Source organism: Alteromonas sp. KC3, from assembly GCF_016756315.1.
Classification (GTDB): domain Bacteria; phylum Pseudomonadota; class Gammaproteobacteria; order Enterobacterales; family Alteromonadaceae; genus Alteromonas.
On the sequence record NZ_AP024235.1, the window covers coordinates 2,750,321 to 2,774,807 of the forward strand.

Genomic DNA, 24,487 nt, shown 5'->3' on the forward strand with positions numbered 1-24,487 from the left:
ATCTAAATACAAAATTTTATGAAAGCTTGTACTGAGTACGACCAAGGCGATGTCAGACGTAGAGATAAAAATAAATAGCTTTAAAAAATTAGGACGTGTGGTTTAGTAAATAACAGACAGGTTCGAACAATAAAATCGGGTGACAAAAACAAGCCATATGGTGCGATGAATAAAACGGCAATAATTTGCCCTATCGGCTCTTATAAAAGCCAGTGTTAATTTAGTGTATAAATAGAGGCCCCTATACGCCAACTTTATCGGAAAGCAAAAAATGGAAAATGAAAATAAAGAAAATAGCTATTCTGCATTAAGGGCTACTATGGCGACTTATTTCCCGCTTTCCGACGAAACGTGGAATGCGTTTTTACCCTTTTGCACGCAACGATACATTCCAAAAAATACCTACTTATATAAATTGGGTGAAATGCCAACCAGTTTCTCTTTTATCGTACAGGGCCTAGTAAGAGGGTTTACTTGCAATGAGAGTGGTCATGAGTACAACAAGAATTTTTTCTGTGAAGGACAGTTTCCAGGTCCAATGACCGCCCTACTCACAGCATCCCCCTCTCGCTTAGCCTTCGAAACGATTGAAAACACGTTACTGGTGGAAATAGAGTTTGCCGGCTTTCGAAAGCTGTTATTTTCTAATCACGAATTAATGAAGTTCCAAATCCATTATTTAGAAAAGAACTGGTTACTTCACAAAGATGCAAGAGAAATAGAGCTGGTTCAAGACGATGCCTCACTGCGCTACCTACAATTCACCAAAGATTTTCCCCTACTAGTTAATAGGTTGCCCCTATACCACATTGCTTCACATCTTGGCATAACACCCACACAACTAAGTCGAATACGCGCAAAACTCGCCACACCTTGAAAACGTGGCAAAGATTCTTTTGAAAATCAACCTATGTTAAGGAAGCGACGCTTTCATCTCGATAATCTGTAACCAACGTAAGGCAAACACGAACTATCGAGGTAGAATTATGCATGTCATTAAAGCACTTAATTGGCGCTATTCAGTAAAACAGTTCTCAGACCACAAGTTAAGTCAGTGGCAGTTAGATGAGCTGCTTGAGGCAACGAGGTTGAGCCCATCGTCCTATGGCTTGCAACCTTATAAAATTCTAGTGATTAGCTCACAAACTTTAAGAGAACGTTTGGTACCGTTCGCTTTTAGCCAACAGCAGGTATCATCGAGCTCACACCTTTTAGTTTTTGCTACACGAACTGATATCAATACCTCGCTTGTTGATGAGTATGTATCCCTTGCCTCAACGAAGAAGGGAGCATCACCTGACTCGCTAGCCGGATACGCTGAAATGGCCAAAAGTGCAATAAACGGCATGACCAAAGCACAACGCGAACAGTGGGCCCAACAACAAACATTTGTCGCGCTAGGGAACATGCTAACCAGTGCGGCTATGATGGAAATAGATACCTGCCCTATTGGCGGTTTTGAGCCAGACGCATTCGACCGCGTACTGGGACTAGAAGCGCAACAACTCACCACAACAGTGATCTGTCCTATTGGCAGGCGAGATCCAAGCGATAAGTATGGACATTACGAAAAAGTCCGTTTTGATAAAAACCACCTTGTGATGGAGCAGTAACATGTGGGCCTTTCCTATACTTGCCGTATTTGCAGGTGCTGCCATTACACTTCAAGCTGGTATGAATGCGCAGCTTGGTGTCTTGTTTAAAAATCCACTGCTTGCTACCGCCATCGCTTTTTTGTTGGCGTGTATTTTTACGCTGATATTTATGGTGGCAACGCATAGACAACTACCCATCGCGAGCGATATCAAGGCAGTGCCCACCTATCTTTGGTTTGGCGGAATATTAAGTGCGTTCGGTGTAGGCAGTTACTACTACCTCATTCCCAAAATGGGCGTGGGTAGCCTGATGTCTTTTGCCCTGTCTGGGCAATTAATATTAGCGGTAATTGCAGGTCATTTTGGCTGGTTTGAACAGCCCATCAAACCCATTACGATGAAAACAATAGTTGGATTGTTAGCCATGGTATTGGGTATCATTTTTATTAACGGAGGCACAGCAGATGCACATTAATCAATTGAACATTCATAACCTTACTTCGTTGTGGAAAAAATATGGCGCAGATGTTGTGGCAGGTGAAAAAAATAGTCGCTTAATGGTATCGAAAAGCTGGCCATATCGCGCTTGGGTTGAGGGCAAATCAAATCTTGAGCTCCAGTTAAAGCACACACCACAAACACATCGTTTGTGTACTTGGTTTGAAGTTACCAAAGACAACGAAAACGCAGAAGCTCTAGAACAACTCAAAAAGCATTGGCTGGTAGAGTTTGAACAAACTGCCATGAGCATACCTCTTTCTTCCTATCAGGAACCTGATACCCAACATCCAAGCTTTGTTATCGAGCGAGTGACTAATCCAATGCAGCTTAATGATTGGCTAGTGATAAGTAGCGAAGCATTTAAGTACAGCATAGATGAAAAGGTGTTTACACCTCTGCTACATGATACCGATATCGAAATCTACATTGGAAAAGTGGATGGTAAACCTGCACTTAGCGCTCTACTTTTCAAAACGGGAAATGTGACGGGCCTCCATCAAATGGGGGTTAGCAAGGCCTTCCAAGGGCAAGGACTAGCCAAAAAGACTATGCATTTCCTGCTTAACCGCGCAAAGCAGCAATCAGAATACATGGTGTTACAAGCGTCTGAGATGGGCCTGCCGCTATATCGCAGTTTAGGGTTTGAACCCCTCTTTGAGCTTACCTATTTTAAAGCAAAATAAGCAAAGCCAAATGCTTAATTTAGCGTTTGTATTGTTTCACTAAACATCTGGCAAAAAAGCGCCAACTAGGTGCTTTTTAAACCCAACTTCTACATAGAAGGTTAGTTGGTAGGTTGAACATGTAAAATGCCAACCTCAACTCTAATCACTTCCACCGTTGTCCCTTGCGGTATTGTTGTGGTGGACTTCACCTTCCACATTACACCTGAGAAACGCGCAGAACCGGGGGTGCCTGGAGTAATATCCGTTTCAACATCGAACGTGGTGCCTATCCAGTCTGACTTCACTTCTTTCGGAGAGCGGTCTCGCTGTAACATTTTTAACGGTCGCCACACTATTAGGGTAAGTAGTGCATCCACAACCGCAATTACCACAAATGCTGACAGTAACGACTCATCAAGAATGCCACTATACATCAGCCCCGACGTTATCATCATTGATATGCCTAGCGTCAACAGCAATATAGTCGTAAACCCCATCACCACTTCAAGAATGAGGAGCACCAACCCCACGCCAAGTAAAAAATGAGGTAGATTGGTTAGCATATTATCCATAGCTAGCCCTTTTTGCCGATGGTATTCGCGATGGTCATTGCTTGTGCAACAACACTACCAATTTCGGTACTGCTATCCGGTAACAACACCACAGAAGATTCTTTTGCAATCTTCTCTTTAGCCTGAATAGCGCCTTTTGCTAAATCTAACTGAACAGCCTTTTGACCTTCACTGGTCGCTGCTGCCTTACCCACTGTTTCAATAGCTTCGGCTTCGGCTTTTGCAACGCGAATAATGGCCTGGGCTTCACCATCAGCTTTAAGTATTTGTTGCTCTCTATCTGCCTCAGCGGCCAATACTATGGCTTGTTTGTCACCCTCTGCACGGTTAATTGCCGCTTGACGATCACCCTCTGATTCTAGGATTTGTGCACGCTTTAAACGTTCCGCTTTCATTTGCTGTTCCATCGCATCTAGAACAGAGTTAGGTGGATTAATATCCTTTAATTCGTAACGCAATACTTGCACGCCCCACGGCGCTGCCGCTTCGTTTAATGCCGACACAATATTAGTATTCAACAAATCTCGTTCTTCAAAGGTTTTATCCAACTCCATTTTACCCAATTCAGAACGCATGGTGGTTTGAGCCAGTTGTGTAACAGCAAACACGTAATCTTCAACACCGTAAGTTGCTTTATAAGGGTCGACAACTTTGAAATACAACACGCCATCGACGCTTAGCGTAATATTGTCTTTGGTAATTGCAGATTGTTCTGGTACGTCACCCGCTTGCTCTTTAAGCGAACGATCCGCCGCAACGGTATCGATAAACGGCACTATAAAGTTTAAACCTGCTTCAAGGGTTGTATTGTATTTGCCAAAGCGCTCAATAATGAATGCGCGGTTTTGCGGAACAAAGTTAATAGACGATTTAAGGCCAATAACAATCAGCACTAGCAGGATAATCTGATACGAAAACACGTAATCGAGTAGTGTTTCTAATTCCATTTACGTACTCCTAGGATGTTAATACAACAATGTTCTTAGCATGTTATATCACAAAATCAGTACGTCGATAGTGGTTTAATTGTTAGGAAACGTTACGCATGTAGTAGCGTTTAGTGGGCACCAACAAGGGAGATTTAATGTACAAGTAAACTCTCATTCAACCAACTGACGCGTTTTATGTTATGGCCCTCTACTCCTCCAAAAGTTGCAGACTGAATTTACCCGCACCTCTCGTGCCATATATTCTTAAGAAATACTCGTCAGTTTGTGAAAAGCCCACCCCCCAGTCTAATTTCTTATTCGACCATTTATAACCTGAGCTAAACAATTCGTTGCCTTCCTGATCGAAAATCCGCGCAATGTACTGCACCTTGTCGCGTTGAGGTTCACTAGTAATACGATAGGCAGTATTACCGCTCACCAGAAGCTTGTATTCGGCAAATGTTCCATCTGATAAGTCACCCGAAATAACATCATTGACGCTAGCAATATTGCTATCAGAGGCAAGCTCTTCGGGTGTCGCTATGGTATTTATTGTTAACTGGTATTTACCAGCACTCTTTGTACCTGTGACTTTTAGGGTGTATTCCCCTGGCTGTGTGACCCCCACTCCCCAGTCTAGTTTTTTGTTAGACCACTTATAACCTGTGCTAAACATCTCGGTACCAGCATCATCAAAAATCCTTGCTATGTACTGTACTTTATCGCGCTGAGGCTTTCCTGTGATACGGTAAGCTGTATTTCCACGAGCTAAAAATTTGTATTCGGCATACGTTCCATCTGACAAATAACCTGAAACCGCACTATTGACTCCAATAATATTACTGTCCGAAGCAAGCTCCTCAGGTGTCGCAATCGTATTCATTGTAAACTGATACTTCCCAGCGCCCTTTGTACCAGAAATTAATAAGGTATACTCCCCTGGCTGCGTGACACCTACGCCCCAATCTAGTTTGTTGTTGGACCACTGATAACCGGTACTATACAACTCATTTCCAGCATCATCGTATATACGTGCAATGTATTGCACTTTATCTCTCTGAGACTCACTCGTTACACGATATGCAGTGTTTCCGCGCGCTAGAAATTTATACTCAGCAAAAGTTCCATCTGATAAATATCCTGAAATCGTGTCGTTTGTTCCAATAATATTACTGTTAGAAGTCAGTTCTTCAGGTGCTGCAATAGTGTGCATCGTAAACTGATACTTTCCGCTTCCTTTTGTTCCCGAAACTTTTAATATGTATTCACCTGGTTGAGTAACTCCTACCCCCCAATCGAGCTTATTGCTAGACCACTTGTAGCCCGTACTAAACAATTCGTTGCCAGCATCATCAAAAATACGCGCAATATACTGCACTTTATCGCGCTGAGGCTCGCTAGTTATTCGATACGCAGTGTTACCACGCGCCAGAAACACGTGGTCTACACTCATTCCTTCGGACAATGAGCCTTTGAACTCATTACTCGTGTTTTGAATACTTGGCGCTGGGCCATTAGTCTTCAATAAAGGTTTAGTGTTCGCTTCAGTATTCGAGACTTGGCTTTCCCTATTGCTAAGATCGCCCAGTTCAATGCGTTCTTTATCTGTGGCATATCGCAAAATTACCCGCCTAGATAAGTCGGCCATGGTATCCATTCTTAGTACTGTGCCTGTGTCACCTTCAACAGATAGCAGCATTCCTATTGGGTAATCTCCAACAGTTACGATTGAGCCGCTCATCCCTTTGCGGAATTTCTTTCCATCTTTCAATTTTAATGAAAAAGTGCTGTCTACTGCCTTGTCTGTTATTTCGACATCATATACTTCAGTGCGGCCCTGTTGATGCTTATAGTTCATGCGACCACTAGAAATCACACTGATTATAGCCTCTACTCTTTCACCGCCATCTTTCCAACTACTTTCCTGACATGCAGAGCTATCATCAAGTTTCACCAATGCGAGATCTTGCGGGTACGTGTTGATAAGTTCCCCTCTTAAGTTTTTTCTCAAACGAGTTTCTACTAACACCCCTTGCGACTTCGTAACCACATGTGCAGGTGTATACAAAAAGCACGACTCACCAATGGGTCTAAGAATCCCCTGTCCTTCCTGATGGACAGTTCTAACGTAGGCGTCAGACGCATTACTAAATTTACACACTAGAACACAAAGCAACGTTACTGTTATTCCTTTTAAATTAAGCATTGTTAGTATCCTTTTTAGTCGTCGCGTCGGGCTGCATTGCTGAGTGTTTTTCAGTTTGCTCTTTCTTTTGACTTAATGAATCGCTAACCCCAATAGCTGGCGGTTTAGGAATTAGTGTCAACCTGATTAATGTGTTAACTACATACATCAGTAGCTGAATAATGATGAAACTTGCACTTATTGCTATCGCTAAAGCATTGTCGCTATATAGGCGTTCAAAAAAGCTGATTTCAATCGGGTCTCCGTCGTTATCAGCAAAAGGTTTGACGATTCTTAACTGCCCCCCTTTTTTGTAGAAAACGCCGTCAAAAGCAGTATCACCAAGCGTTACTGTCAGCAGTCCATTGGTTGCATTTGAGTCATCAGCCGGAATAATTACCGTATCTCCCATGCTTAGCTCAACATCGGGCAAAGAAATAGTATCTTCAAACCAAAAGCTCTTATCTTTAATTCGTATCTGCCCAGATTGAAGTAGTAGTGGCATTGTCCGAGTGTCGTAACTCAACTGTTTACCAATTGTTACGTCGCCCACTAAAATCATCATGAAGTCTGGATGGTCGGCACTCAGTCTTATGTTGAATACTGTTTTTTCTTTTAGCACGCAGCGCCCTGCCGAAAATATAAATTCAGCAACTCTCTTTTCTTTTACTATTGGCTGTATATTTATTTGAATTAGGGACTTATCCATCAGCCGAGTGGTCACAATAGCATTGTCATAGAACTTCAATTCACCGTGTTTTTGCCATTTAGCACGCTTCAATTGTGGGCAACTATTGACCTCTCTCACCACATGAAACTCTGCTAAATTTACGACGGGTATCGAAGACGTATTAGGTAGGTACCTGACAACTTGAGTCGTTGCTTTAATGGCATACTCGGTATTCGCATCCAGTTTTGCGAGTGTCGCATGAGCTAGCGCTATCAAAAGGAGAACGAATATGAGTGACGCTATACAACCTAAAAATATTGCAGGACCAACTAAACGCTTAGCGGTAAGGTGTTTTAGTATTTTATCAGTTAGCGAAACGCTATCTTGCTCACTGTTCATCTGGAGTCCAAATAACGTAATTCTTCCCTAAACTGTCGTACTCTGGACTAATAGTTACTATTAAATTACTTGCAATGTCATCGCTGCCAAATTCACACCTGTGGTTGTAAACGCGAGTGTATTTGTCGTCTAGCGCTGCACAATCTCGTGACACGACATCACCTGAAGCTATTTTGTAAGTAATATTAGGGTTTCCACCCGAAGTGTTTACGAACAATTTAATCTGGTTTTCTACGGGTTCACCCCAAGATGTCGGGTAGACTTCTTGAACATAGTTACCAAACATATCTTGGCTGTCGACAAACACAAACGCAACTAATCGGTTAGGAAGGTATTTAATAAACTCAGATTGATATTTGGTAGGCACTTTCAACTGAACCCAGCCAACCTGGTCTTCACTTAATTCTATTGAAGCATCTGCACTGTATTTTCCATCAATGCTCGACAGTACAATTTGTAGAGTGGAGGTAGGACGCGGCACAAAGACAAAGAGCATTTCAGGGGCGACGAATTTCAAGCTTCCCTTTACTGAAGAGGAAGCTAAAATTGAGCCGCTTACCTCTACATTCTCTGCATAGTTCTCAGAAAAGGCATCCACAGGTATTTCTATGGAAACTTGAGCGTATGCCGAATGCACGAAAACAACTAACAAGAATAAAACCAAAATCCTTTTTAAGAACATATCCCAACCGATTATATTTTGACCTATAGCTTAAAATATAACCTGCAGCATTTTTGTCAACCTTCGTTGCAAAAAGCGAATATTGAAATACTTGGCGACTACTCTTTGTACTGACTGAACACACCAAACTTTTTAGCGTGGGCCTTTTTGTAAGCAGTATTAGCTTCGTTAAACTCGCCATACAGTTCAGCGAAACTTTCGTTTTCTACGATAAGCTGGTTTATCGTTTCCAATAAATCTTCTCTTCTATCTCTTTGCTCTTTATTTCCCATAAGAGCAATGGCATAAGCACCCACCATATTTCCTCGGCGAACTTCGTCCTCTACGATTTCTTGTATTATTCGCCAATCAAATTGATTTCTACACACGTTTTTTCTTACATGAGAACCCGTGGCAGTTTGGTTTTTACACTTAAAGTGCAAGTCAGTATCTTTGATTGCGTTGTTAAACTCCTCCATAAAGGCGAATCGCTTTTCTTCACGTATTTTATACAAAAAACGTAAAGGTTTAGCACCAAGCACTTCTATTCTTTCTACGCGCTCACCATCCATGCCTTCAAAAGCGTTTCTATGCTCAGCGTTGTTAATTGAAGTTGCGCTAATTAGGTTGCTTTCGCTCTTATTCGCGATATGACGTTCAATCGTGGGGGCTCCGCTAGTATCAACGGACGTGCTAGCGAATACTGACGTCGCATACATAACAAAAAATAGTAGACTTAAAATCCATTTCATAATCGTTTTCGTGTCAAGACTGCAAAAGGTCGATGGCTAAAAGATAGCCCAAAAGAGGTTGGTTAGCTACCGTCTACACCTGAATCATAAGCGCACTCTGCATAACTTATCCTGCCTAATCAGCCCCAATATACAAGGCCGTGAATGCTATTGAGTCCATCGCTCCATGCACCAAAATGATTGGCCACAGGCTTTTTTTCAATAAAAGGTACGAAGCGCCAAAGGCAATTCCAATCATTCCCGTCATAACAAGGCCTCTTATTCCTTGATAGTCATAGTGTCCATAGCCGAAAATTAGTGCGGGAATTAACACAGCCATAACGGTTGCTAGTCGCGTGCTGGGCAAAACTTCTTGTAGCCTTGTAACCAGATATCCACGGAAAAACATTTCTTCACCAAACGCAGCAGAGACCCAAATAATACCTAACCACATTATAAAGTTAGGTAAATTCCCCCTCACCCCGCCAAAGCGCGATTCAACACCTTCTGAAACCTGTAGCAGCGCGCTTATTTCAAAGGCATTTGCCAACGCTATTACTGACCCCACCGATATAGCAAAACAGATAGAAACCAATATCGCTTGAGGCAACACGAGCAATTTTGCTTTTAAACCCGTTAACGGTTTTAGTCCGTAGTGCTTCCACGTTTTGCCTTGCCGATGCAGATAGCCTGTCAGTAATGCCAAAGTAAGAAGTAACGTTACGGGGCCAGCATATTTCGGGGTCCATTGCAGCGCCAAAGCCTTAGTTGTAAGTGCAAATACCACAAAAATCGTGACCTCTAACAGACCAGACTTGTCTCGTTGTAACGCCATGAATTTACCTCTTAGTAGTGAGCATTAGACCAGTAACATTCACCCCGACACCTGTGAATTGCTACATAGTTATTCGGGGGAAAGAAGGTATCACCGCCAGCGCGGTGGTTGCTTGACCCTACGTACAAAATATTGTGCAGGCTGTGCAATTAAGAGAAGCTCGCGTATGCCAATAGTCATACTTCGCACTTCTCTTTGTTGTGAATATCGGTTAATTGGTTTCTATTTCTGACAAGGCGGCTTTTAGCTTGGCGATCAATTCTGGGTGGCTTAGCTCCCCTTTTTCTTGGTCGAAATTGTCATAAAAACTCGGTATTGAAAGTGACGCTTTTACGTGCCCATCGAAAAAGTGGGCCGACTCTACCGCCAATTTCAATACGCTTGCTGCGCCGCCCGGACCAGGTGAAGTAGACAACATCACAACAGGCTTGCCCTGATAAACTTTCATATTAACCCGCGAAGTCCAATCAAAAAGATTTTTGTAAGCTACGGTGTAGTTACCATTGTGCTCAGCATAAGAGATAATTAGGGCGTCAGCTTGCTCTATTTTTTGATAAAACTGCGACGCTGCGTCAGGTACCCCGTAAGCCTCTTCTAGATCGACACTGTAAATAGGCATTTCATAATCATTAATATCTATCACTTCAATATCATGCTGAGGAAGCAATGAAGCAGCGTAGTTAATGAGCGCTTTGTTAATTGACTTCTTACTGTTACTTGCGGGAATGGCGAGAATTTTCATAGATTATTCCTTACGAATGGTTAGATTGAACGATTAATGGGGATAGCAAACTATTCAAGGCTTCCAAATTTGCCCGATGCAAATTCAGCTTCTACTTTTTCGATCTCGGCTTGAGAATTCATCACAAAGGGCCCTTTTTGAACAAAAGGCTCTTTTACAGGTTCACCTGCGAAAAGTGCAAAATGTGCTGGCTTGGCGGACGTATTCGTTAGCAAAAGTTGGCTGAGTGCTTTGTTATTCAACTGAGATACTGCTATCGCTTGACCTTCAGAAAGCGTGATTTGTTCGTCATTGATACTCAATGTAAGCTCACCTTTAATGGCATACACCCACGCACTTTCACGTTCGTTTAACTGATGAGAGAAAGTACTTTGTTGCGCTAACTTACCATCCAGTATTGTCATTGGTAATGTAGGTGCGCTTTGCCCCGTTAGGCCGTTACTTTCGCCTAGAACAATACGAACTCGTGTACCTTGATTTTCATACACGGGCATGGTGCTTGACTTAACATGAAGTGCTGAGGGGGTATTTCTTTTAAGTGACGCAGGTAAATTAACGAACACTTGTAACCCGTGAATACGCGCGCTATTGCGTGGCGCTTCATCGTGTACAACACCTGAACCGGCATTCAACCAATACAGGTCGCCTGGCATAAGCGCGAAATCGTTTCCTAGTGAGTCTTGGTTATGGAACTCCCCCACACTATCTTCAAAAAGAATAGATACTGCTGATAGCCCTGCGTGAGGGTGAGCACCAAAAGTCGGCTGTGTCATCGTGTAATGATCAACCATTACAAGTGGGTCCATTGCGCCAAAGAAGTCCTTTTCTCTAAAAGCTAATGCACTAAAAGCATTTCCAATTTTAAACGTATTGCCTGTTACTACTGTGGACATCTGTGTGGTCATTGCGCTATCTCCAGATTGGTGTTGTGCTATCACGATTTAGATACTAGCAGTAGAACGATTAACTCTTGTAGTGGCATAATTTGAAATCAGCGTTCTATAATTAGAACAATAAAGCCTTTAGAAAAATGTTGTATGATTGATTTAAATGATTACTTTTACTTTGTTCACGTGGTCGAAAAACGTGGATTTTCACCGGCTGCAGCGGCACTCAACATGCCGAAATCGCGCCTAAGCCGTCATGTTGCAAAGTTAGAAGAAAGGCTTTCTACAAAGTTAATTCAAAGAACGTCACGTCAGTTTAACGTCACAGAAGCAGGTCAAATTTTTTATCGGCACGCGCGCGCACTTATCGATGAAATGGAAGCGGCTGAAGCTGCTATTCAAACAAGAAGTGCATCGTTAAGTGGGCGGGTTACGTTAAGTTGTTCTGTAGGTGTTGCACAGTTTGCAATAAGAGATTTAATGCTCGAATTCTTAGATGAAAATCCCAACGTTGAGGTAATACAACAAGTCACTAACGAAGCCATCGACCTAGTGTCATCGGGCATCGACTTAGCAATAAGGGGGCATATCGACGCCTTACCCGACTCAAGCATCATTCAAAGACATTTGGCCAAGGTTTCTTGGCACTTGTTTGCAAGCCCAGCGTATTTGTCGAAGGCAGGAGTTCCTAAGTCGCCGTACGATCTGTTTAAGCGGCGCAGTTTGAAAGTGGGTTGGCAGCCTGCAACGGGCCATTGGACTTTGCAAAATAAAGAAGGTGTAAAAACTACGGTTCCCTTCTCTCCCCAATATTGCAGTGACGATATGGGCTCGTTAAAACAAGCGGCAATAGAAGGGCTCGGTTTAGTGAGCCTACCAGCCTACGTATGCCGTCAGGAAATTGCTGAAGGCTCACTGGTAAGGGTGTTGCCTGATTGGACGACAGGAAAAGCCCAATTGAGTTTGATGATGCCCTCGCGCAAAGGCCAACCTAAATCGGTAAAAGTATTTGCAGACTATTTACTTGCACATCTAAACGAAAGAATTGGAGATTAGAAGCTAAAGGAAGATGTGCTTCTAACCATTGCTCTAGATGACGGGCGCACCGTCACTATTAAACAGTCCGAATACTGTGATGATGAGAAGCGATTTCATGTGGTGCAAGCCTATGCTTCTACAGTCTACAGTGCCCAGGGAACTACAATTGACGGTGATACCTTCACGTACTACAGCACAGCCATGGACAGATCTGCCAGCTACGTTGAAGGCTCTCGTGCTAAAGACAAGGCATGGTTTTTTGTCAATGGCCAAGAGCTAGATGCACAATGCGGAAAATCTGAAAGTGAAAAATTTTCTAATAAAGCCTCACGACTAGACTTATTAGCTCGAAACATGAAATCGAATCGACACAAGGTTATGGCTTCAGAATATCTCGACGAGTTGGCAAACGATGATTTTGAACGGAACTCTGAGAAAAAATTAGGCGCATCAAAAGAGCAAGAAGTCTCAACATTCTTATAAAACAGCAAAGACTGCTTTCAAACAGTAGCGGACAACTAGTCATTTGTATATCAATGGCTGGTTTGTAAGTAATACGGACCATCAAACCCCTTAACTTAGATTGCCGCACTACAGCCATTCCGGCCATTGACCACTTTGTATACTGCTAGCAAAAGAAACAGCTATTCTATAGTTATCGGCTCAGCGACAACTGAGAATGAGTAGCCGCTTTTACACTTACTGGCTGTTAAGTAAATTGCAGGGATTGATTTACAGTAGAGTTTGAAGGAGTATAGTCTGATACATAAGCCCATGAATTAATTTGAATATGTCAAAAACCCCCGCTTTAGACTGTATTCGGGTAATCTCAGATTTTCCTACACTGCAAAGATTTGCTTCTGTACTTTGGAAACAAGATAACTCATATCATGGAGCAGCCATAATGGTTGGTGCAGGCTTTAGTCGTTGTTCTTCTACAACGGCTGACTCTAGTAAGAAACTGCCATTATGGAGTAATTTTTCGAATACTTTACAAAACGAACTTGGAACTAAAGGAAATACGGATCCACTTCGCATAGCAGAGGAATATACCGCCTACTTTGGCAGACAGGCCCTCAATGAATTAATCAAAAAAGAGATTAATGATGCCAATTGGGAGCCTGGAGAGCTCCATAGTTTGCTACTTCGCCTTCCTTGGACTGAAGTTTTGACTACAAATTGGGATACTTTATTGGAAAGAGCTTCTGAGAAGATACATGAAGCATTTTACAGTGTGGTCTATAAACAAGAGGATCTATCTCATGCTTGTTCCCCTAGAGTTGTTAAGTTACACGGTACTTTGAATGTTACTAATGATCTTACCTTCACTCAGGAGGATTACCGAACTTTCCCAGTGAGGCACGCTGCATTTGTAAATTTTGCTCGTCAAGTATTCATTGAAAATGAGCTTTGTTTACTAGGTTTTTCTGGAGACGATCCCAACTTTCTGCAGTGGGCAGGATGGGTTAGAGATCACTTATCTACAAGTGCAAGGCGTATCTATTTGGTTGGCGCGTTAGGCTTAAATGCGGCAAAAAGGAAGTATCTAGAATCGATTAACGTAGCACCAATTGACTTGGCAATCTTAGTTGAAGAGTACGAAGATCCAGATTTGAAGCATCAAAAGGCAACTGAACTATTTCTTAGTGCATTGCATGAATTGAAACCTAAACCAAGTTGGGAATGGTTCCCAAAGCTATCGGAGCGTGATGAGCCTTTTGAGTCTCAGCTGGAAGCATTAAAACAAGATCGTGAAGATTATCCTGGGTGGATTATTTGCCCCTCCGATTTAAGGTTTTTCGTTCATTCACGCTTTGATCATAAATTACTTAACAAAAAGGCTATTGATAGCCTCCCAAAAGACCAACTTGCAATGCTGCTTTACGAAGTAGCGTGGCACTACAACGTATCATTTTGCTTAGCTCCAGAATGGATAGCTAATGAAATGCTAACTAACGCGATACATCCGCAGGTCAACCCTCTATCTAAAAAGCAAAGATTAGAGGTCGCTGCTTACGTTTTAAAAGTAAGTCGCTGGTATGGCGAAGAGGGGTGTATATTAAAAAGCCATGCTAAATCCTTCATAGAAGAAAATGTAAAGTTCTGGCCAGAATATGAAGACACGTTAATTTTTTGCGAAGCAACTGAAGCCAAGATAAATCTAAACTATTCAGAGCTAGAACTGTTAATACCTAAAATTAAAGCTAACTCTCCTGATGGGAAAATTAAGAAAGCATCTTTATGTGGTGAACTCGGCCAATATGATGAGGGTAAAAAGTTATTATCCGATGCTCGACGATATTTACTCGAAAAGTATAGAACAGACGAGAACTCCGTTTACGTGCTATCTAGACTAAGTTTGGTTGACAGTTTGTTAGGAACCATGGAGCTCCGACGTGTCGACACAAATATATTAGGTGAGGTATCAAGAGTAAGAAAATGCGACTTTTGGAGGCATATAGAAGCTTTTAGAAACATCGTTCAAGAGAGGATTGAGAGTCAAGAAAGCCATACTGGTATAGAGGTTCTATTCGAGCCTGGAAAATACAGAGATAACTCAGCAAAACAAAGTTTCAGAAATGATGTCCACCCTTTAGTTACATTTTATGAAATGACAAGCGAAATTGGTATCCCTGTACGTTGGGACAACTTCAACATCATGGGTAACGCAGCGACTAAGTTGCTTCAACTACAAGATCTAGATTTTCACCATCGACTTTATTTAACTGTTGTTACTGCAAATAGCGAGAACGACAGTATTCTTGAAAAGACATTCTCAAGAATTCAATTGGCCAAGTTGCCAAATGACTATTGTGAAAAGTTAATTGAATGGTGTATCGATGCAATTTCGTTTTGGAGTGAAAAACTCTCCAATAATTCTGGTGCTCATTTTATAACTGCATTGACAAAAACAAGAGTTCTAGTCGAAATCCTTGCAAGGTTATCTGTGAGAGCATCAACGACAAACGCAAAGCGAATTTTCCAATTAGCTATGGCTTGGGGACATAACCGAATGTTTAGGCATATTTGGTTGAGGAACTCACTCAAGCACTTGATAAATTACTCTTTGAGTACAGTTCCTTGCTCTGAGCAGGGTGAACTTCTTCTGGATGCTCTAAAGTTCCCTTTATTTACAGAGTTAGAACCTTCTGAGCAAACAAATTCTTTTGAGTGGCCAAACCCTGTTATTCGAGGGACACTGAAAAGGACCGATAACTATCAGTTAAGCCATAGGATAGACCAAATACTTGACCAGGTGAAGCCAAACTCGAGTACATCCCGCTTTGGGATACAAAGATTATTGCCTCTTTTACAGTGCAATTTTCTAAAGGAGAGTGAAAAAGAAAAATTACGAAAGCAAATTTGGGAACATGATACAGCTAACAAAAGTTTACCAGTAACAGGACTACTTAATTGGGTTACGCTAGAGTTGCCTTCCAATAATCCTGATATGCTGATCACTAAATTCAAAGAGCATGTCTTCGATACAGAAGCTACGGACTTTTTTAGTGAAACCCGTTTGTTGGACATAATTAACTGTAGGTTTGTAGACGTATCGCCTTCACAAGAAGAAGCAATAAAGTGCTTTGAAAAGCTTGTTAGTTGGTCTCCCCAAGTAGAAAGAGTTGACGAGTTAGACTTCTTTAGAACTAGTAACGATGGCTTAATCGGGCCATATATTGCTGAAGCATTGAGCCGTTGTATTGTTCCGGCATTAAGTAAAAATGATTTGACCGAGTTAAATTATTATAAAGTAAATGCTTTCGTTAATGAGACTCACTGTAATCAAGCTTTAATCTCGTTGCCTTACTTTGCACAACATAATTCAGCCCTTGAGGGCGATTTGGAGAAAATTCTCAGAATATCTCTTCATAGCTCAAACAATGAGAGTGTTACATATTCCGCGTTCTCTATTTTAGAATGGCGAAAATTATATAGATGTAAATCAAACGAAAATCTAATTGCAACACTGATTACAATGGTCACGTTAAACAGGGAATCTAGCGCTATAAGTGTTCTATCGAGTATCAATCGCCTATTGCAGGACAACTACCTACTTGATAATCAAGTCATTTTGCTTAAGGAAGTTATACCAACACTGTTTGACAATTGTAATTATAACATTGAGAGACTTACTTTAAATGAATTAACAAACGTATCTTTGTTAAGAGCTGAGGTTGTAAAACTGGCACGAAGTTTAAACGATGTTTCAACTCATGGTGAACTTGAAAGAGTAATAGGTGAAGCTAAACTTGATTCCTTGCCCGAAGTAAGATTCGCAGCAATAGAGAAGAGCTAACTAAGCAGCGTTGAATGTCCGCTTTGTCTTTTGCGGACAAAGGTAATCTTTCGCTCTAAATTCCGCATTCGCTCAAAGTGGACAGTCATCCCAAACTGAAAGAGTTCGCAACGATTAAAACAATTAAGAAAGACAGCTTTGCTAACTGTAAAAGAGCCGAAATTATGTGTTGGGTTGGTGTTGGTAATTTACAATAACTCTGCGTGCAAAGTTGCATGGACTATTCGAAGAATGGACATAAACATTTGATTTTATGGGATGAGGAATTGGTCGGTGTGAGAGGATTTGAACCTCCGACCCCTGACACCCCATGACAGTGCGCTACCAGGCTGCGCTACACACCGACCGAAAGAGCGAGTAAGTCTACTTAAATTTATTCACTTTGCAACGAGAATTAGCAATTAGCTTACTTAAGCGCTTAATTGCTAACCAGTTCTTAAAGTTTTACCGGCTCTTTTACTACGTTAACGTTAAATAACACACACTTGTAACCACCAACGCTACCAATACATTCAGTACAATGCCTTCTCTCGCCATGGTTTTTATATCAAACTTTTCTGTTGAATAGGCTATAGCATTCGGCGCTGTTGCGACGGGTAACATGAAAGCACAGCTGGCACTGATTGCCGCGGGTATCATTAGCAGTTTAGGATCTACGCCTACTGCCAAGCCTGCCGCAGCCAAAATAGGCATTAATAGTGTTGATGTTGCGGTGTTCGACGTAATTTCAGTTAAGAAAGTAACAAACAAGCAAATACCCAACACAAGTAATATCACAGGAAGTGTCGAAAGGCCTGTTAGCCATGTACCCATTAATACACTTAAGCCCGACGCAGTGAAAGCTTTCGCAATGCATATACCGCCAGCAAATAGCAAAAGCATGCCCCATGGAATATCATTGGCTGTCTTCCAATCAAGGAGCTTGTCGTTGTTGCCCTTGGCATCAACTTGGCCGTTATCATTACCGCTATTAGTCAAAAACATTGCTGCAACGCCGGCCACAGCAATAGTACTGTCACTAATGGTAGTCACGCCAATCCACGCGGTCCAAAATGGGCGGAATATCCATGCCATTGCCACAGTACCAAAAATCATCAATACGCGCTTTTCAGCCACGCTCCACACCCCAGGTACAGGTAAATTAATATTACCGACTTCTTTAATACCACGGGCAAGCCAAAGTGCCATTATCGGCACGCCGATCATGACGATAGGTACGCCCGTTTTCATCCATTCTATAAAGCTGTATTCAACACCTTGCGTTTCTTCATAAACACTCATAAAGATAATGTTGGGTGGTGTGCCTATAGGTGTGCCAACGCCTCCTAAACTTGCTGAATACGCAATGCCAAGAATAAGTGCAACACCAAATCGAGGGTTATCTACGGCATTAATAATGGCAATTGCCATAGGTAACATCATGAGTATTGTGGCGGTATTGCTAATCCACATACTTAGAACAGCGGTAGTTAACATAAAGCCAAGCACAAGCTTAAGGGGGCTTCCACTCCCTGTTAACCGCAGCATGTATATGGCGAATCGCTTGTGCAAATTGGCCCTTTCTAACGCTTTCGACAACATAAAGGCGGCCATAAGTAAAATAATGACATGGCTACCTAACGACGACGCAGCTTCACTGTGCGACAGCACACCGAACAAGGGAAATAATGCAAAAGGTAAAAGTGAGGTAGCGGGTATAGGGAGTGCTTCGGTTACCCACAAAATGGCAACAAATAGTGTTATGGATGCGGTAAAAAATATGTCGCTGGGTTGTCCTACAGCCCAAAGCCCTAGGCCACTTAATACCGACACAATAAACGCGAAAAGAATAATGCTGTTTTTGCGTGTTGGTGGCTTGCTTGGCATAGCCGCATGCGTTTGAGAGTGAGATTGCATCGCGCTTCCCTTTACTGATAGCGTTTATAAGTTGTTATTGTTTTAACTTATATTTTCTACCAGTAATGAAGGGAAAACGCACTAGGCAATTGGAAATTTATTTGTTCTCGTCATCCGATGAAATACGGCTGGCTACTGCGCCAGCTTGGCCTTTGTATTTAGCATCTACACGAGCGTTGTAGGGTTTTTCAGCTGGTGCCGATAACACCTCAAAGCTCAGTGCTCCAATTTTCATTTTTGGGCGAAGTGCTAAAGGTAGTTTACCGCTGTTGTAAAATTCCAATACGATGTTGCCAGACCAACCTGGATCGATTCGGTGCGCGGTAACGTGTACCATAAGGCCAAGGCGCGCAAGAGACGAACGTCCATCTAACCAGCCAACAATGTTATCTGGCAGCGTTACTGATTCGTGCGTGATTGCCAGAGCAAGCTCACCAGGGTGTAAGAAAAATGCTTTACCCTCTTCCAGTTCAATTTCATCGCTCATTACATGGTCAAGGGCCTCTTGCACTTGTGCCTTTGGTCCACTTAGGTCGATAAACGGCGCTTGGTGGTCTTCAAACACGCGAAACTTGTTACCAAGACGAATATCTACCGTAACACCGCTTATTTGGTCATAACTTGGAGCTGGGTCGATATTGATTTTGCCGTCTTGTAAATATTGATAAATGTCGCGATCGCACAAACGCATGGTGTATTCCTCTATTTTGTAGGCCGCTATTATGCGTATGTCGTTAGTCCCAATCAACTGTGCAACGCAAGGTTTTATGCGCTTTTCACCCTATTTATGGCGAAGTGGTTAACTATTTATCAGTGCAAAGCATCAATCAGACTTTCCAACAATTCCAATGGGCTCTCCTTTGATATGGCTAACACCCCCTTTTCGAGGAGCAACCGACAACGCTAATTGCATAGAAAGGGCGCGGGCAGCCTCTCGATAGCTTTCGCTCAGCGGACTATCAGGTGTTTCCACCAATAACGGCGTACCGGCATCGCCATGCTCGCGTATATGAATATCAAGAGGCAGTTGACCTAAAAGCGGTAAGCCATGACGTTCGGCAAGCGCCTCACCACCATCTTTAGCAAACACATAGTCTTTTGTACCGCAGGCTCTGCACTGGTAATAGCTCATGTTCTCGATTAGGCCAAGCACAGGCACATTGACCTTTTCAAACATGCTTATACCTTTTTGCGCGTCGGCGAGCGCTAAATCTTGCGGCGTAGTCACCACAATTGACGCAGTTAACGGCACCTGCTGTGCCATAGTTAACTGGATATCACCTGTCCCTGGCGGCATATCTACAATGAGGTAGTCGAGCACTGGCCATAAGGTTTCGTCTAATAGCTGTTTAAGCGCCCTACTCGCCATAGGTCCACGCCATACTGCTGCATCTTCTTGTGGCACTAAATAACCAATGGAGTTCGCCACCAAGCCATGCGCATTTAGTGGCTGCATGTGCTTGTTGTCTTCACTTTCAGGGTGTGCGTCAGGGTTACCCAACATGATAGGAACAGAGGGCCCGTAAATATCGGCATCTAAAATACCCACTTTGGCGCCTTCCTGCATAAGTGCAAATGCAAGATTAATACTAGTAGTAGACTTACCTACCCCACCTTTGCCTGAGGCAATGGCAATAATATTTTTAATATTGGTAACGGGCGCAACCTCAGTTTCACCGCTGGCAATATGTTGTTTAAAGCTAAGCGTGGCATCATCAAGCTTACCTTTAAGTTGTTTAATGACTTCTTCTTTAAGCACTTGTAATTGCGTGGCGATACAAAACGGTAAGGTTACCGTCACACCCGCATCTTCGTTTTCAGGCTGGCTAAAAGCACACCAAGGCAAGGTATCTTCCACATCGAGCGAAAAATACGTGGCCAAAATAGCAGCAACTTTGTGCGTTACCGGCTCTGCTTTGCGAGAAAAGAACATAAAAAGCCTTACTAGTAGTACAATTGTGTGAATTACGTAATGCAAAAAACGCGGTTTTCCGCTAGTATTTGCACCCATTTTGAAACGCAAAGAATCAATAACGTCATTATGTCAGAAAAACGCCGAATTCTGGTAACCAGTGCGTTGCCATACGCAAATGGCTCTATTCATTTAGGGCATTTGCTAGAACATATTCAAACCGACATCTGGACTCGTTTTCAGCGCCTTCGCGGAAACGAATGTTACAGTGTTTGCGCCGATGATGCACACGGCACTCCGGTTATGCTTAAAGCTCAAGAGCTTGGCATTACACCAGAAGAAATGGTGGCAAGAACCCGCGCTGAACATCACCAAGACCTTGTTGATTTTCACGTTGATTACGACAACTACTATGTAACCCATTCACCTGAAAACAAAGCGCTGTGTGAAGAAATTTACACGCGTTTAGACAACGCCGGTTACATCAGTAAGCGCACCATCAATCAGCTTTTCGACCCTGAAAAAGAAATGTTCCTGCCGGATCGTTTCGTAAAAGGCACATGCCCAAGTTGTGGCGCAGAAGACCAAAACGGCGACAGCTGTGATGTGTGCGGCGCAACCTACAGCCCAACAGAAGTAAAGAACCCGCGCAGCGTTGTATCTGGTGCAACCCCGGTACTTAAAGAGTCTGAGCACTTCTTCTTCGACCTGCCAAAGTTTGAAGGCATGCTAAAAGAATGGATCCGTTCTGGCGCTCTTCAAGAAGAAATGGCAAACAAGTTACAAGAGTGGTTCACTGAAGGTCTTCAGCAGTGGGACATCAGCCGTGACGCGCCGTATTTCGGTTTTGAAATTCCAGGTGCTCCTAACAAGTTTTTCTACGTGTGGGTAGATGCACCTGTTGGCTACATGGCAAGTTTCAAAAATTTCTGCGATCAAAACAACCTAGAATTCGACGATTTCTGGAAAGCAGACTCAGACGCTGAGCTTTACCACTTTATTGGTAAAGACATTACGTATTTCCACTGCCTATTTTGGCCTGCGATGCTAGAAGGTGCGGGATACCGTAAGCCGACTGGCGTAAACATTCACGGTTTTGTAACGGTAAATGGCGCGAAAATGTCTAAGTCTCGCGGTACGTTTATCAAGGGCCGAACTTACCTAGACCACCTGAACCCAGAATACCTACGCTACTACTTCGCGTCTAAGTTAAGTGATGGTGTTACAGATATCGACCTTAACTTTACTGACTTTGCTCAAAAGGTGAATTCAGACCTAGTGGGTAAAGTAGTAAACATCGCTAGCCGCTGTGCAAGCTTTATTACCAAGCGTTTCGACGGCAAGCTATCAGACAACGTGATTGAGCCAGAGCTTATTGCTGAGTTCCAAAATGCGTCAGACAGCATTGCTGCACTTTTTGAGAAACGTAAGTATCACCAAGCTGTGCGCGAAATTATGGCCCTTGCTGATAAAGCCAACCAGTTTATCGACAACAACGCACCTTGGGTAACTATTAAAGACGAAACTAAACAGCAGTTCACGCACGATGTGTGCTCGCTAGGTATCAACATGTTCCGTCTATTGGTTATTTACTTAAAGCCAGTACTTCCTGTGCTAGCAGTAAAAGCTGAAGAATTCTTAAATGACACGTTCGACTGGAATTCACTGCAAACCCTATTAAAAGGCCACGCCATCAACAAATTTAAGCCAATGATGCAGCGTGTAGAAATGGAGAAAATCGACGCCATGGTTGAAGATTCAAAAGAAAGCCTAGCGCCAGCTGCACCGGCAATCGACCCAGATAGCCCGCTTGCAAAAGATCCTATCAGCGACACTATCTCGTTTGACGAGTTCGCCAAGGTAGATTTACGTATTGCGCGTATTGCTAAGGCTGAACATGTAGAGAAAGCTGACAAGCTTTTACGCCTAGAGCTAGATTTAGGCGGCGAAACCAAGCAAGTTTTTGCTGGTATCAAGTCGGCCTACTCGCCTGAAGCACTTATCGATAAACACACCGTAATGGTAGCAAACCTTGCGCCACGTAAAATGCGTTTCGGCATGAGTGAAGGTATGGTACTAGCCGCCGGTCCTGGTGGTGATGAACTTTATATTTTAGAGCCGCATGAAGGTGCTAAGCCTGGTATGCGCGTTAAGTAACACGCATATCATTAGTGCAAAAAATGCAAAAGCCATGACAGGGAAACCTATCATGGCTTTTTTGTATACTTCAGTGAGTAATTCGCATTTCAGTCGGCATTTAGCCACGTTCATTATTGCTTGCCTACTCACTACTATACCGACTTAGTGCAGATGTTCGAGCGCTAGCGCCGACGGCCGAGAACTGTGGCTTGAGTTTTCGCTTAGGCTTGATAGCAGTCATCGGAAACACACGTTTTTTCGCTAATATCACGTAAACCGCACTGCACCAAGGAAGGTAAGAAGACAGGTATTGCTGTAACTTTGCTGCACCTTTCCATTTTTGCTGAAAAAATAGGGTCGAAAACAGTACTTGCCGCTGCTCTACAATTTCAAAGCCCAACAACTGCAACCAATCTTTTATTCGATAGCTGGTAAAAAAACGCGCATCGTGCAACACATTGCCTCTTTTTACCGGTAAGAATTTTGCGATTCCGGCCAAACTAAGTGGGTTAAATCCGCTGATAATGACATAGCCACTATGGGTAATAACTCTATCAACTTCACGCAATATTTCGTGCGGATCTTGCGCAAAATCCAACTCATTTGCTAACAAAAAGCCATCAATACTGTTCTCAGAAAATGGCAGGCAATGAGACTGCCCCACAACGAGGTTAGAATGTAATGATATGCCAGCCTTATCCGCAGGCAAGGTAGGGACGTGATTAATATGATGACGGATGGGGCTTCTATCTAACGTAATGGCAGAGCTTAACGTACCTAGTTTGGCAAAGTGATACCCGAAAATGCGCTCAGCATAATCATTACACACCGCGCTAACGGCGTGTTGTATATGCTCCCCTGCTGGAAAATCTTCCCAGCTATTTGGGTAGCGCAAAGGCTTGGCTTTAAACGCCGATTTGATAATCACTTAGCGCGCTCTTTTGTTGCTCTGCTGTTCACAAGCTCCTATAGTAACGCATAATTCTACCTACACAAGCAGGTACATCATGACCCAAGACACCTTACCGTCAGGTTTAACAATTCACCCCATTCCCGCTTTTACCGACAATTACATTTGGTGTATACACAATAAATCAAATGCTGTGGTGGTTGACCCGGGCGATGCACAGCCAGTGCTAGAATATGTAAAAGCCAATGGGTTAACACTGTCTGCGGTGCTTATTACTCACCATCATCGAGACCACACTGGCGGTATTGCCAAATTGGTGTCGGCACACCCAGAACTCCCCGTTATTGGTCCAAGAGGCGGGCATATTCGCGGCTTAACCAAGTCGGTTTCACAGGGTGATACCGTCACTTTACCGGTGCTAAAAATGGCGCTACAGGTAATGGAAGTCCCAGGGCATACATTAGATCATATTGCCTTTTTTGGTCACGGCCTTGTATTTTGTGGCGACACGCTGTTTTCAGCGGGCTGCGGCAGGTTATTTGAAGGCTCGCCAGAACAAATGCTGCATTCGCTCAATAAATTAAAACGCCTTCCTGATAACACAAAGGTGTATTGCACGCATGAATACACGCAAGCTAACGTGAGTTTTGCGCTTGCGGTAGAGCCAGATAATAGCGCACTTGTGAATTATGCCCAGTGGGTACAAGCTACCCGAGATAAGAACAAACCCACACTTCCTTCAACGCTTAAAGAACAAAAGGCCATTAATCCTTTTTTGCGTTCTCATGAACTTTCTGTAAAAACAGCAGCCGAAGCGTATTGCGAAAATAGCCTAGCTGATGATGTTGCCGTATTTGCTGCAGTTCGTCGCTGGAAAGATGAGTTTTGATGCAAAAGCAAGCTAGTTGCCGTAATATGGC

Annotated in this window: 22 protein-coding genes and 1 tRNA gene; 9 read left to right on the forward strand and 14 right to left on the reverse strand. The window is 42.9% G+C overall.

Annotated features, from left to right (window positions below):
- Positions 1 to 271: 271 nt before the first annotated feature.
- The 4 genes from JN178_RS12305 to JN178_RS12320 all read left to right on the forward strand — a co-directional run bounded on the left by JN178_RS12305 (position 272) and on the right by JN178_RS12320 (position 2,779).
- Positions 272 to 877 (forward strand): Crp/Fnr family transcriptional regulator, encoded by a 606-nt coding sequence (locus JN178_RS12305; protein WP_202261823.1) that lies wholly within the window; start codon positions 272 to 274, stop codon positions 875 to 877.
- A gap of 109 nt (positions 878 to 986) precedes the next feature.
- Positions 987 to 1,613, forward strand: a complete 627-nt coding sequence (locus JN178_RS12310) for an NAD(P)H-dependent oxidoreductase (protein ID WP_202261824.1) — start codon at positions 987 to 989, stop codon at positions 1,611 to 1,613.
- Position 1,614: 1 nt separating this feature from the next.
- Positions 1,615 to 2,070, forward strand: coding sequence for a DMT family transporter (locus JN178_RS12315; RefSeq protein WP_202261825.1), 456 nt, complete (start codon positions 1,615 to 1,617; stop codon positions 2,068 to 2,070).
- Positions 2,060 to 2,779: a GNAT family N-acetyltransferase gene (locus tag JN178_RS12320; RefSeq protein WP_202261826.1), complete on the forward strand. Its 720-nt coding sequence runs from the start codon at positions 2,060 to 2,062 to the stop codon at positions 2,777 to 2,779. The genes JN178_RS12315 and JN178_RS12320 overlap by 11 nt, the downstream gene beginning before the upstream one ends.
- A 101-nt stretch (positions 2,780 to 2,880) precedes the next feature.
- Here the strand turns inward: JN178_RS12320 and JN178_RS12325 are convergent, their stop codons facing one another.
- The 9 genes from JN178_RS12325 to JN178_RS12365 all read right to left on the reverse strand — a co-directional run bounded on the left by JN178_RS12325 (position 2,881) and on the right by JN178_RS12365 (position 11,390).
- Positions 2,881 to 3,333, reverse strand: coding sequence for an NfeD family protein (locus JN178_RS12325; RefSeq protein ID WP_202261827.1), 453 nt, complete (start codon positions 3,331 to 3,333; stop codon positions 2,881 to 2,883).
- A gap of 2 nt (positions 3,334 to 3,335) precedes the next feature.
- Positions 3,336 to 4,280 (reverse strand): SPFH domain-containing protein, encoded by a 945-nt coding sequence (locus tag JN178_RS12330; RefSeq protein ID WP_202261828.1) that lies wholly within the window; start codon positions 4,278 to 4,280, stop codon positions 3,336 to 3,338.
- A 190-nt stretch (positions 4,281 to 4,470) separates the two neighbouring features.
- Positions 4,471 to 6,468, reverse strand: a complete 1,998-nt coding sequence (locus JN178_RS12335) for a hypothetical protein (RefSeq protein WP_202261829.1) — start codon at positions 6,466 to 6,468, stop codon at positions 4,471 to 4,473.
- Positions 6,461 to 7,516 (reverse strand): hypothetical protein, encoded by a 1,056-nt coding sequence (locus JN178_RS12340; RefSeq protein ID WP_202261830.1) that lies wholly within the window; start codon positions 7,514 to 7,516, stop codon positions 6,461 to 6,463. The genes JN178_RS12335 and JN178_RS12340 overlap by 8 nt, the downstream gene beginning before the upstream one ends.
- Positions 7,506 to 8,153, reverse strand: a complete 648-nt coding sequence (locus tag JN178_RS12345) for a hypothetical protein (protein ID WP_202261831.1) — start codon at positions 8,151 to 8,153, stop codon at positions 7,506 to 7,508. Before JN178_RS12345 ends, JN178_RS12340 begins: the two co-directional genes overlap by 11 nt.
- A gap of 143 nt (positions 8,154 to 8,296) precedes the next feature.
- The gene (locus JN178_RS12350; protein WP_202261832.1) at positions 8,297 to 8,929 is read right to left on the reverse strand and encodes a hypothetical protein; all 633 of its coding nucleotides are present in this window, start codon (positions 8,927 to 8,929) and stop codon (positions 8,297 to 8,299) included.
- 115 nt (positions 8,930 to 9,044) lie between these two features.
- Positions 9,045 to 9,743: a CPBP family intramembrane glutamic endopeptidase gene (locus tag JN178_RS12355; protein ID WP_202261833.1), complete on the reverse strand. Its 699-nt coding sequence runs from the start codon at positions 9,741 to 9,743 to the stop codon at positions 9,045 to 9,047.
- Positions 9,744 to 9,954: 211 nt separating this feature from the next.
- On the reverse strand, positions 9,955 to 10,485 hold the full coding sequence (locus JN178_RS12360) for an NADPH-dependent FMN reductase (protein ID WP_202261834.1): 531 nt from the start codon (positions 10,483 to 10,485) through the stop codon (positions 9,955 to 9,957).
- 50 nt (positions 10,486 to 10,535) lie between these two features.
- Entirely contained in the window at positions 10,536 to 11,390 is an 855-nt protein-coding gene (locus tag JN178_RS12365; RefSeq protein WP_202261835.1) for a pirin family protein, read from the reverse strand.
- Positions 11,391 to 11,522: 132 nt separating this feature from the next.
- Between JN178_RS12365 and JN178_RS12370 the strand changes: the two genes are divergently transcribed.
- From JN178_RS12370 to JN178_RS12380, 3 genes are all read left to right on the forward strand, one after another.
- On the forward strand, positions 11,523 to 12,428 hold the full coding sequence (locus JN178_RS12370; protein ID WP_232369559.1) for a LysR substrate-binding domain-containing protein: 906 nt from the start codon (positions 11,523 to 11,525) through the stop codon (positions 12,426 to 12,428).
- 15 nt (positions 12,429 to 12,443) lie between these two features.
- Positions 12,444 to 12,893: a hypothetical protein gene (locus JN178_RS12375; protein ID WP_202261836.1), complete on the forward strand. Its 450-nt coding sequence runs from the start codon at positions 12,444 to 12,446 to the stop codon at positions 12,891 to 12,893.
- Between the two features lie 307 nt (positions 12,894 to 13,200).
- Complete coding sequence (locus JN178_RS12380; protein WP_202261837.1) at positions 13,201 to 16,710, forward strand: SIR2 family NAD-dependent protein deacylase; 3,510 nt, start codon at positions 13,201 to 13,203, stop codon at positions 16,708 to 16,710.
- Between the two features lie 267 nt (positions 16,711 to 16,977).
- Here JN178_RS12380 and JN178_RS12385 read toward each other — a convergent pair.
- The 4 genes from JN178_RS12385 to apbC form a co-directional block, all read right to left on the reverse strand.
- A tRNA-Pro gene (locus tag JN178_RS12385) sits at positions 16,978 to 17,054 on the reverse strand.
- Between the two features lie 115 nt (positions 17,055 to 17,169).
- On the reverse strand, positions 17,170 to 18,606 hold the full coding sequence (locus tag JN178_RS12390) for an SLC13 family permease (protein WP_202261838.1): 1,437 nt from the start codon (positions 18,604 to 18,606) through the stop codon (positions 17,170 to 17,172).
- A 97-nt stretch (positions 18,607 to 18,703) separates the two neighbouring features.
- A complete protein-coding gene (gene dcd, locus JN178_RS12395) occupies positions 18,704 to 19,297 on the reverse strand; it encodes a dCTP deaminase (RefSeq protein ID WP_159626125.1) in 594 nt (197 codons plus the stop codon).
- Between the two features lie 132 nt (positions 19,298 to 19,429).
- A complete protein-coding gene (gene apbC / locus JN178_RS12400) occupies positions 19,430 to 20,539 on the reverse strand; it encodes an iron-sulfur cluster carrier protein ApbC (protein WP_202261839.1) in 1,110 nt (369 codons plus the stop codon).
- Positions 20,540 to 20,647: 108 nt separating this feature from the next.
- Between apbC and metG the strand changes: the two genes are divergently transcribed.
- Positions 20,648 to 22,675, forward strand: coding sequence for a methionine--tRNA ligase (gene metG, locus JN178_RS12405; RefSeq protein WP_202261840.1), 2,028 nt, complete (start codon positions 20,648 to 20,650; stop codon positions 22,673 to 22,675).
- A gap of 124 nt (positions 22,676 to 22,799) precedes the next feature.
- Here metG and JN178_RS12410 read toward each other — a convergent pair whose 3' ends face one another.
- A complete protein-coding gene (locus tag JN178_RS12410) occupies positions 22,800 to 23,579 on the reverse strand; it encodes a class I SAM-dependent methyltransferase (protein ID WP_202266056.1) in 780 nt (259 codons plus the stop codon).
- A gap of 85 nt (positions 23,580 to 23,664) precedes the next feature.
- Between JN178_RS12410 and gloB the strand changes: the two genes are divergently transcribed.
- Entirely contained in the window at positions 23,665 to 24,456 is a 792-nt protein-coding gene (gene gloB, locus JN178_RS12415; RefSeq protein WP_202261841.1) for a hydroxyacylglutathione hydrolase, read from the forward strand.
- The last annotated feature ends 31 nt before the right edge of the window (positions 24,457 to 24,487 follow it).

Bases quoted from the DNA above. Each gene is read 5' to 3' on its own strand.
- metG (WP_202261840.1), top strand. From the start codon at position 20,648: ATGTCAGAAAAACGCCGAATTCTGGTAACCAGTGCGTTGCCATACGCA.
- JN178_RS12370 (WP_232369559.1), top strand. From the start codon at position 11,523: ATGATTGATTTAAATGATTACTTTTACTTTGTTCACGTGGTCGAAAAA.
- apbC (WP_202261839.1), bottom strand. From the start codon at position 20,539: ATGTTCTTTTCTCGCAAAGCAGAGCCGGTAACGCACAAAGTTGCTGCT.
- JN178_RS12315 (WP_202261825.1), top strand. From the start codon at position 1,615: ATGTGGGCCTTTCCTATACTTGCCGTATTTGCAGGTGCTGCCATTACA.
- JN178_RS12355 (WP_202261833.1), bottom strand. From the start codon at position 9,743: ATGGCGTTACAACGAGACAAGTCTGGTCTGTTAGAGGTCACGATTTTT.
- JN178_RS12365 (WP_202261835.1), bottom strand. From the start codon at position 11,390: ATGACCACACAGATGTCCACAGTAGTAACAGGCAATACGTTTAAAATT.
- JN178_RS12390 (WP_202261838.1), bottom strand. From the start codon at position 18,606: ATGCAATCTCACTCTCAAACGCATGCGGCTATGCCAAGCAAGCCACCA.
- JN178_RS12325 (WP_202261827.1), bottom strand. From the start codon at position 3,333: ATGGATAATATGCTAACCAATCTACCTCATTTTTTACTTGGCGTGGGG.
- JN178_RS12335 (WP_202261829.1), bottom strand. From the start codon at position 6,468: ATGCTTAATTTAAAAGGAATAACAGTAACGTTGCTTTGTGTTCTAGTG.
- JN178_RS12340 (WP_202261830.1), bottom strand. From the start codon at position 7,516: ATGAACAGTGAGCAAGATAGCGTTTCGCTAACTGATAAAATACTAAAA.
- gloB (WP_202261841.1), top strand. From the start codon at position 23,665: ATGACCCAAGACACCTTACCGTCAGGTTTAACAATTCACCCCATTCCC.
- JN178_RS12380 (WP_202261837.1), top strand. From the start codon at position 13,201: ATGTCAAAAACCCCCGCTTTAGACTGTATTCGGGTAATCTCAGATTTT.
- dcd (WP_159626125.1), bottom strand. From the start codon at position 19,297: ATGCGTTTGTGCGATCGCGACATTTATCAATATTTACAAGACGGCAAA.
- JN178_RS12360 (WP_202261834.1), bottom strand. From the start codon at position 10,485: ATGAAAATTCTCGCCATTCCCGCAAGTAACAGTAAGAAGTCAATTAAC.
- JN178_RS12350 (WP_202261832.1), bottom strand. From the start codon at position 8,929: ATGAAATGGATTTTAAGTCTACTATTTTTTGTTATGTATGCGACGTCA.
- JN178_RS12330 (WP_202261828.1), bottom strand. From the start codon at position 4,280: ATGGAATTAGAAACACTACTCGATTACGTGTTTTCGTATCAGATTATC.
- JN178_RS12305 (WP_202261823.1), top strand. From the start codon at position 272: ATGGAAAATGAAAATAAAGAAAATAGCTATTCTGCATTAAGGGCTACT.
- JN178_RS12310 (WP_202261824.1), top strand. From the start codon at position 987: ATGCATGTCATTAAAGCACTTAATTGGCGCTATTCAGTAAAACAGTTC.
- JN178_RS12320 (WP_202261826.1), top strand. From the start codon at position 2,060: ATGCACATTAATCAATTGAACATTCATAACCTTACTTCGTTGTGGAAA.